Origin of the sequence: Tumidithrix elongata BACA0141, from assembly GCF_036349135.1 — a bacterium.
GTDB classification, from domain to species: domain Bacteria; phylum Cyanobacteriota; class Cyanobacteriia; order Pseudanabaenales; family Pseudanabaenaceae; genus Tumidithrix; species Tumidithrix elongata.
On record NZ_JAZBJZ010000160.1, the window covers coordinates 1 to 9,051 of the forward strand.

Annotated in this window: 4 protein-coding genes; all 4 read right to left on the reverse strand. The window is 44.2% G+C overall.

The window, feature by feature from the left end; all coding sequences use genetic code 11:
• Positions 1-76 precede the first annotated feature (76 nt).
• A complete protein-coding gene (locus V2H45_RS23570; protein ID WP_330486138.1) occupies positions 77-1,342 on the reverse strand; it encodes a hybrid sensor histidine kinase/response regulator in 1,266 nt (421 codons plus the stop codon).
• 4 nt (positions 1,343-1,346) lie between these two features.
• The gene (locus V2H45_RS23575; RefSeq protein ID WP_330486139.1) at positions 1,347-4,112 is read right to left on the reverse strand and encodes a hybrid sensor histidine kinase/response regulator; all 2,766 of its coding nucleotides are present in this window, start codon (positions 4,110-4,112) and stop codon (positions 1,347-1,349) included.
• A 40-nt stretch (positions 4,113-4,152) separates the two neighbouring features.
• Positions 4,153-5,511, reverse strand: coding sequence for an ATP-binding response regulator (locus tag V2H45_RS23580; RefSeq protein WP_330486140.1), 1,359 nt, complete (start codon positions 5,509-5,511; stop codon positions 4,153-4,155).
• 286 nt (positions 5,512-5,797) lie between these two features.
• Positions 5,798-9,051, reverse strand: a 3,254-nt coding sequence (locus V2H45_RS23585) for an ATP-binding protein (protein WP_330486141.1), incomplete at its 5' end; no start/stop codon positions are given.

The following is a 9,051-nucleotide window of genomic DNA, read 5'->3' on the forward strand; positions in this document are numbered from 1 at the left end:
TAGCGAATTGATCTTGTACCCTGGAATCTCTTTCATACCTGCGATCTTCTAAGCAATACCTAGCCTACCCCTAAAACTATATAGATCGTAAGCAGATCGGAAATTGAATTACAAACTTAGTGCCCACGCCCACTTGACTTTCGCAGGCAATCGTACCTTGCAAGTTTTGGGTGACGATGTTGAAAACAATATGTAGCCCCAAGCCACTCCCCCCCTGTCCGCGTTTCGTGGTAAAAAATGGGTCGAAAATCTTGCTGATATGCTCTGGGGGAATCCCTTTGCCATCATCGCTAAACTCAAATATCAGCCGTTCATGTTGCTGAGAAATAACAAAGAGAATTGTCCCGTTATCGTTGGGATCGTAGGCATGGATTAATGAATTCATGACTAAGTTGGTGACGATCTGGGAAATCATGCCAGGATAGCTATCGAGAACAATATGGTCGTCACAGACAATTTTTACGTTAATTTTTGTACGCTTGAGTTTGGGATGGAGATTGACCAAAACCTCTTCAAGATAGGCTTTGAGCGGAAACGATCGCTTCGTTTTACTAGACTGATCGATGGCAACTTGCATAAAACTTTGAACCAATTCGACCGCCCGATTTAAATTTGCCAGAATGATTGTGCTGCTTTGTTTGAGATTGTCCATAAACTTGTCCAGCTCAGAGCGTTTCAGCATTCCATTTTGGATTGCTTGGGTCATTTCCTCAGTTTTATCGACAATTAATGAGGCTGCTGTTACCCCAATGCCAATCGGGGTATTGATCTCGTGAGCGATACCTGCGACCAATCCACCTAATGCCGCCATTTTTTCAGCTGCAACCAACTCGGCTTGGGCAGCTTTGAGATTGGTCAGTGCTTGTGACAATTCTTGGGTGCGATCGCTGACCAGTTGCTCCAGTTGTTCCGTCAGTTGTTGTAATTCTGCATTTCTGATTTCGAGTACCTGACTCAATTTTTTCAGCTTGAGGTGAGTTCTCAATCGTGCCAATACTTCTTGCTCTTGAAAAGGTTTGGTAATGTAGTCTACTGCCCCAAGTTCAAATCCCTTAACTTTACTGTCAGCATCAGCTACTGCGGTCATAAAAATGATCGGAATATGGCAGGTTTTGGGATTTGCCTTAAGTCTTTGGCAGGTTTCAAACCCGTCCATTCCCGGCATCATCACATCTAATAAAATCAGATCGGGGGATTGTCGCTTGAGGTGTTGTAGGGCACGCTCACCGCTAGTAGCGATCGCCACGTCAAAGCCCACAGTACCAAGCGCTTCTGAGATTACATCCAGATTGCTGGGTATATCGTCAACGATTAAAATTAGTCCAGTTAAATCGGTTGTCATCGTATTAATTATCCTCAGTCCTATCTCTGGTGAGGTATGGTTGAATAAATGCTTCGATTTTTTCTGGTTGGAGCTGCTTTGTCAATTGGAGAATGTGTTGCACAAAAGGCTGATAACGCTCATTCTTTTGCCCAATTCTCTCAGCAGTCTCTGCAAGTTTCCGCAGCAGTCCATCTTGGGATAGCTCTAGTAAAATCTGTAAGTCTTCGTCTGGGGGAGGAATCAGATCGACGGTGAAATCAGTATGGTTAATGGGTGTAGATTCTAATTTGGTTTCGTCATATTGCCAAGTGAGTTGCAGATGCTGAGCCAGCAAGGTCAACAACTCATCGATTTGAACGGGTTTTGCCAAAAAGTCATCCCCACCTGCTTCGAGACTCGTTTGGCGATCGAGTTGGGATACGGATGCTGAGGAAACAATGACTTTGAGCGATTTTAGCTCAGGATCTTGACGCATTTGCTTCAGTAACTCAAAGCCATCCATCACAGGCATCACGAGGTCAGTAATCACTAAATCTGGCAATTGCTGACGTATTCGCTCTAGTCCATCTTGTCCGTTTTCGGCTTCGGTAATGATAAAACCAAGAGGTTCCAACAGATTCATCAATACAGCCCGATTTTCCCAGCGATCATCTACCAGCAAAATCTCACGGCGATCGCCTTCGTAGCCGACGATGTTGTTAAGCAACATCGTTTGCTGCTGACTCCAATCTAGAGCCAAAGGCAGCTTGACTTCAAAGAAGAAATCACTACCAACCCCAATCTGGCTCTTGACTTGGATTTGTCCTCCCATCAACTGAACGATCTGTTGGCTAATCGCCAACCCTAACCCTGTACCCGCTGCTTGGCGGGCTTTGTCACCTACTTGCTGAAAGGCTTGGAATAGATTGTTGATATATTCTGGGGCAATGCCCACACCCGTATCGGCTACCCAGAAACGCAGGTGGGTAGTGTGTGTATCTGAGAACAATTGCTCAACTCGCAAGGTCACACTGCCCTTATCCGTAAATTTGATCGCATTCCCCAAGAGGTTAATCAGAACTTGACGCAACCGTTTTTCATCGGCTTCAATGCCTGTAGGTAAGTTCGCATCTGTTTCGTAGTGGAAGTCAATTCCTTTTTGCTCGGCCCGAATCTGGCAAATTTCAATGACCCCCTGGAGGAGAGAGGGTAAATGGACTGCATTAGGAGTCAGTTCTAATTTACGGGCTTCAATTTTGGCGATTTCCAAGACATCGTTGATTAAATTGAGCAAATGGGAGCCGCACTGATAAATGATATTGACACCATGTCGTTCTTTATCTCCTAATGTCTTAGTTCTTCCTAAAATTTGAGCGTAACCGAGAACGCCATTTAGAGGCGTTCGCAGTTCGTGACTCATATTGGCAAGAAACTCGCTCTTGGCTTGGTTCGCATTGTCAGCGGTAAGTTTGGCTTGTTGAAGTTCGATCGTTCTTTCTGCGACACGATCTTCAAGGACGGTAAAAGAGTTTTTGAGTTGGTTCGCCATTTGATTGAACGATCGCGCCAATCCTTCGAGTTCGTTAATACCTTCTACTTCAACGATCCGATCGAGTTCTCCCGAAGCGATCGCCTCACTAGCTTGCTGCAATTTCAGAATCGGACGCACGATCCAACGAGAAGTATATATTCCTAGAAGAATTGCCAAACTCAATGCTCCTAAACATAACAGAATTGTAGTGCGTGTATTGGCATTGATTTGTTCCATAAAATCAGATTCGGGGACAACCACTACAATCAGCCAATTCAGCCCATAGGCATCTCTCATCGGAGATACTTTCAAAAAGTAGCGCTGATCGTCTAGCTGAAAATCCAACAGAGATTCTTCGCCGACATTATTCAAGTCCTTGATGCGTTCTTTTAGAGATTCTATACTCTTGCGTACGATTGGATTACTGCTGTCCTGTGCTTTCAGCCGCTTTTGTTTCTCCCCTTTACCAACAGTTAGGATCTCGTTTGTAACAGAGGTCGCAATTAATTCTCCAGATGGCTCAATTAAAAACACTTGACCGGACTTCCCTACACGTAGCGTTTGCAAAAAACCGCGAATTTGATCTAACCCCATCTGACAAGTTAACACACCAATCAGGTTCCCTTGCTTGTCATAGTATGGTGAACTGGCATGAATTTGTAGCGAACCATAGCCAAAGTTGATAAAGACATCAGTCCAAACGGCTCGCTTGCTCTTGAGAGCAACCTTGTAAAAAGGACGCACGCGCACATCATAGTTGGGAACGGTTTTCACAGGCTGACTGGGATTGCCATTCCGATCGAGTTTGTAATAAATTAAATCGCCAGTTCCTGGTTTGAGTTGTGCAGCAAGTTGAGGCTCTTCAGAATCAACCGAACGATTTACCCAGCCTACGCGCAGATATTGACCTTTCTCTGTAGCCATTCCCACATAACCAATGGACTTAAAGCGAAGAACCTGTCTCCAAAGGTAGTTAGTCGCTCCTTCAAGATTATTGAAATCCAACACGCCCATCTGAGCGGCATCCTCGTTAATCTGATTTACTAAATGCGGTGCTTCTAAGTAGTCCTGAACGCGTTCGCTGACTCGGAAACTCGTTTCTTGTTCTAGCCTTTCGGCAAGATCGTTCACTGCCTTTTGACCATTACGGAGCGAGAGATAACCTGTCAGTCCAACTGCGGCAAAAATTTGCAGGACAAATGGCATAATCAGAATTGCTCGCAAGGGAACGCGATGAATGAGGCTGCGATTGGTAAGAGGTTTAGAAGAAGAAGTCATGGCGGCAGACTAATCTAATCGAGCGATAATCGAATGTATTTTAATTTCCCAGGATATTATTATTAATAGTTCTGGTAGACCGACAAGGTAAGTACACAGTAAAGCAACTGCCCTGACCAAGTTGGCTACTGAGATCGACATAGCCACCGTGGAGTTCTACGATTTGCTTTACCATTGCCAACCCTAGCCCAGAACCCTCGTACTTGCGATTAAGACCCGACTCAAGCTGAATAAACGGCTGAAAAATCCTGTCGCGATTAGTAGGGGCAATGCCAATCCCCGTATCGGTTACTGAGAACTGCAACCAAGAACTAAAATCTGGCATTCCCTGAGTGCTATCAATTTTTCCCACTGAGTTTATCCTTGTTGAGCGGATAAAGGCAAGCTCGCTAGGCAATTCATTTCCTATTCTTACCTCCAAACATATCTTCCCCCCGGGAGGGGTAAATTTGACTGCATTATTAAGTAAATTGATTAATACTTGCCTCATCCTCCGCCGATCGACTTCAACTTCAATGGCTTCCATATTAGGGGATAAGATCGTCGTGAGTTGAATGTTTTTCTTGAGTACCAGTTGTTTAACAAACTCTAAGCTAGGATTGTATAGATCAGCGATCGCAACAGATGTGATGTCTAGCTTGAGCATACCTGCCATAATTCTAGAGGCATCTAGCATGTCTATAATCAATGACAGTAAATGCTCACCGCTACTTTTAATGGTTGCGATCGCGGTCTTTTGGCTCGGACTAATAGCACCGAAAAGTTCTTCATGCAAACATTCCGCCATGCCTAGAATGGCATTGAGTGGGGTGCGTAATTCATGGCTCATGGTGGAGAGAAACTCGTCTTTGAGTTTGGTAGCCTGCAAAAGTTCTGTATTGGTGCGTTCTAGATCGGCATTTAATGATTCTAATTCGGTATAAGCTTTGAACGATCGCAGCGCTGTAATAATGGTTGTGAATAATTTTTGCGAAGTCAATTCTGTTTTGGTTTTGTAATCATCGATATCATAATCGACGATCGCTTGCCGTTCGGGTACATGCCCTGGTTGTCCAGTTCGTAAAACGATGCGAATGGCTCGATTTTTTAGAGTTTCGCGAATGTACTTGGCTACGGTCAACCCCGCATCATCAGATTCCATGATCACATCGAGCAAAACAAGGGCAATGTCAGGATGCTCTAATACTGCCTGACAAGCCTCAGCACCCGAATAAGCATTAAGGAACTTTAGCTTCTTGTTTTCAAAGGTAAAGTCTTCTAGGGCAAGCTGCGTGATGTTATGAACCTCTGCTTCGTCATCGACAATTAGAACTTTCCAAAACTCCAAGCTTTGTGGTGAAGTTTCGTCAACTTCATCAGCAAATTCCAGCACATCTGCGATTAGGGGATCGTCAACCATCGAAAATATATAAAGGTGGCTGTACAAGTACTATATATAGCAATCCTTAGTGACATGCAATTAACTTGTAGAGCAGGTATCGCCCATACTACGTTCGCAAACAATGAAGGATCACTGTAGGTTAAAATTATACGACTTATGAATAAGAATAAGATGAACTAATCCATATTCTTTTTGAGAAGTCAGAATTCCGCCCCCTATCCCCCGATTTTGGGGAGAAATTGAATGATTGGAAGGTGTTCGTAATTCGTGCAATCACGAATTAGCCTAGTTTTTAAGGGTGGATTTACAAGCAGATCGGCAATTGAATTACAAACTTAGTGCCCACGCCCACTTGACTTTCGCAGGCAATTGTACCTTGTAAATTTTGGGTGACAATGTTGAAAACAATATGTAGCCCTAAGCCACTGCCCCCCTGCCCGCGTTTCGTAGTAAAGAATGGGTCGAAAATCTTGCCGATATGCTCTGGGGGAATGCCTTTACCATCATCGCTAAACTCGAAAACCAGCCGTTCGTGTTGCTGAGACATAGCAAAGAGAATTGTCCCATTATCGTTGGGATCGTAGGCATGGATTAATGAATTCATGACTAGGTTGGTGACGATCTGGGAAATCATGCCAGGATAACTATCAAGAATAATATGGTCGTCGCAGACAATTTTTACGTTGATTTTCGTACGCTTGAGTTTGGGACGGAGATTAACCAAAACCTCTTCAAGATAGGCTTTGAGCGAAAACGATCGCCTCGTTTCGCTAGACTGATCGACGGCAACTTGTTTAAAACTTTGAATCAGTTCAGCAGCGCGATTTAAGTTGGACTGAACGATCGTGCTACTTTGTTGAGCCATTTCCATAAACTTTTCGAGATCTGAACGTTTCATCGTTCCATTTTTGAGTGCCTGGGCGAGCTCTTGGGTTTTATCGGCGATTAAAGAGGCTGCGGTCACTCCAATGCCAATCGGTGTGTTAATTTCATGGGCAACCCCTGCCACTAATTTCCCTAAGGCTGCCATCTTTTCGAATGCAACGAGTTCGTTTTGAGCAGTTTTAAGGGTTGTGAGGGCTTGGGATAATTCTTGGGTGCGATCGCTGACCAGTTGCTCTAAGTTTTCGTTAAAGCGTTTGAGGTTTGTATACAAACGGGCATTATTGATTGAAATTGCCGCTTGGCTGGATAACAGGGTCAGAACTTCAAGGCGATCGTTTGTAAAGGCATTGGTGACGAGATCGTTCTCCATATAGAGAATACCAGCCAGTTCGCCTTGATTGAGCAATGGGATACAAAGCAAGGATTTTGGTTGATGCGATTGAATATAGGCATCGCTCGTAAACTTACCTTCTTGTGTAGCATTGCCAAGCACAATACGCTCTAAGGTGCGCATGACATAGTTAATAATTGAGGCTGGAACCTTATTCTCCATAGAACGCGATCGCAGCACTTCCACCTCATCACTTTCAGCAGCTCCCGAAGCCTCGATCTGGAGTTTGCCCTCATTTTCAAGAATCAAATGACCCACCTGAGCCCCAGCATTCTCAATTAAAAGTTTCATTAACTTCGCAAGCAGCTTCTCTAGATCGATTTCATCAGAGAGAACTTGGAAGGTTTTCACCACTGAGACCAAATCGAGTCTTAGCGAGCCGACCGTGGTCACGGGTGCGTTGGTGGTTTGGCTAGGGTTAGAGGAGTTAGCCCGAAAAGTAATTGAATTGTTGCGAGGAAAGGAATTACGGCTGACCAATTTTAAATAGGTTTCTTCTAAGTGCAACACTTTTGCCTGTGCGCCCCAGTTTTGATAGCATCTGCAAGCATCGCCAAAATAGGCTTGGGCAATTTTATCTTTATTCAGTTGTAGATAAAACTGAGTAGCAAGCTCATTGGCTAAAGCTTCCTCTTGGATGTATTCATTTTCTCTAGCTCCTTTGATAGCGCGATCGTAGAGTTCCATTGCCTGTATTTGCTTGCCCTGCAAAGCCATTCTTTCCGCTTCTACTAGATCGTATTTGTGTTGAAAGTTCATGGGGCAGTGTTTAGCCCACCGTTGCATTTTTTTCTGATTTTTGGCAACCTGCCTCAGATAGGTGTGGCGAGAATGCTTAGGCAAACTCCTACATAGCCCCAAACAGGCAAGGGAATAGTAAAAATTATGGTTTGCAACACCAATTGCGCTAACAACCGATCGCTCGTAGGGCATAGCTTGACGAAAAGAGGCGATCGCAGTTTTGTAGTCATAGAAGAAATAGTGAGATATACCCTTGGCAGTACAGGAATAGTAAATGGGAATTCCATTCTTCTCAGCCAAATATATTGGAAGGAGATCGAATTCGTTGAATCCCTCCCCAACGAGGAAAGGCATATTCTCCCCCAATCCGACAAAATTAAGGCAGAGTTGATGCCAACCTCGGTGTTGATCGACAATCTGGGGTTGTTTGATTTTCTGTAATAGCAAGCCATTATAGTTGTGAAAATCTTGAATAACTGCTTCCAAAGGATCTCCGACAAAAAAACGATGGAGGCAATATGCTGACACACCAAAACCAATGGAGTCATATTCGCCAAGTTCGGTACCGAGGTGGATCGCCCTTAGTAAATTGGGTAAGGATTCCCTTAAATGTTCTTTCCAATGTCTCAAACAAGCTTCAAATGCTACGATCGTTAAAGAAGCACTACGCCGAATATTATGCTGCTGGATCAGTTGCAAGCTTACTAATCCCACGCGATAGCCACCTTCGATGTCTTGAAAAGCGACCCATCGGATCAATCCATAGGCAGCACCCTGAATAATTGCATTGGGTGAGATGCCATATTGCAGCGACAAGTTCACGATGCGGAGAATCACCATGCCGACCAGCAGGGGATTTAAATTAATCGCAGAGGTCGCAATTGTGGTCATGATATAGACCGCAGCAAGTTTGTAAGGATCGGTCATGGTTGGCAGAGTCCACCAATCATCAATCCTTTTGATGCGAGTACTTATTTCCGTGCGTAATAGTTCTACCCCAACCTGAAGTTCGTTTGGATAAGCTGGGAAAGGTTCGCCTAAACGCAAGAGTATGGAATTTACGGTTGCTGGAACTTCGTGAAATTTCTTTTGGGAGGTATAGGCATCGATCTTTACCTTATAGGATTCGATCGTATCGAGAATATGGTGGGCATGGTGAACGATCCGATCAACCAGTCGATGACATTCATCATAGTCTGTATTCAAATAGGCGGACTCGGCTGCAGTTTGATAAAGGGATAAACTAAGCTGATAATGCCTTTGCCATCCATCATCGGGAAGAAGCCCAATCCCTATGGCTAGGTGCTTTTGGGCATCCGCATAGGCATTAGAATCCTTGGCTCTTTTACCCGCAAGTAAATTTAATTCGGCTAGTTCGAGTCGTTCTTGAACATCTGTGATCAACCCAATTCCCATATTGAGGTGGTTCGTAATACTAAAAACCTCCTCTTCGATCGCACCCGTTTTTCCATTCGATCCCGCTTTTTTTAAAAGTTGGCGACCAATCTTGAGATGGGTAACCTGCTTCTCCGATTCTGGTA

Bases quoted from the DNA above. Each gene is read 5' to 3' on its own strand.
- V2H45_RS23575 (WP_330486139.1), bottom strand. From the start codon at position 4,112: ATGACTTCTTCTTCTAAACCTCTTACCAATCGCAGCCTCATTCATCGC.
- V2H45_RS23570 (WP_330486138.1), bottom strand. From the start codon at position 1,342: ATGACAACCGATTTAACTGGACTAATTTTAATCGTTGACGATATACCC.
- V2H45_RS23580 (WP_330486140.1), bottom strand. From the start codon at position 5,511: ATGGTTGACGATCCCCTAATCGCAGATGTGCTGGAATTTGCTGATGAA.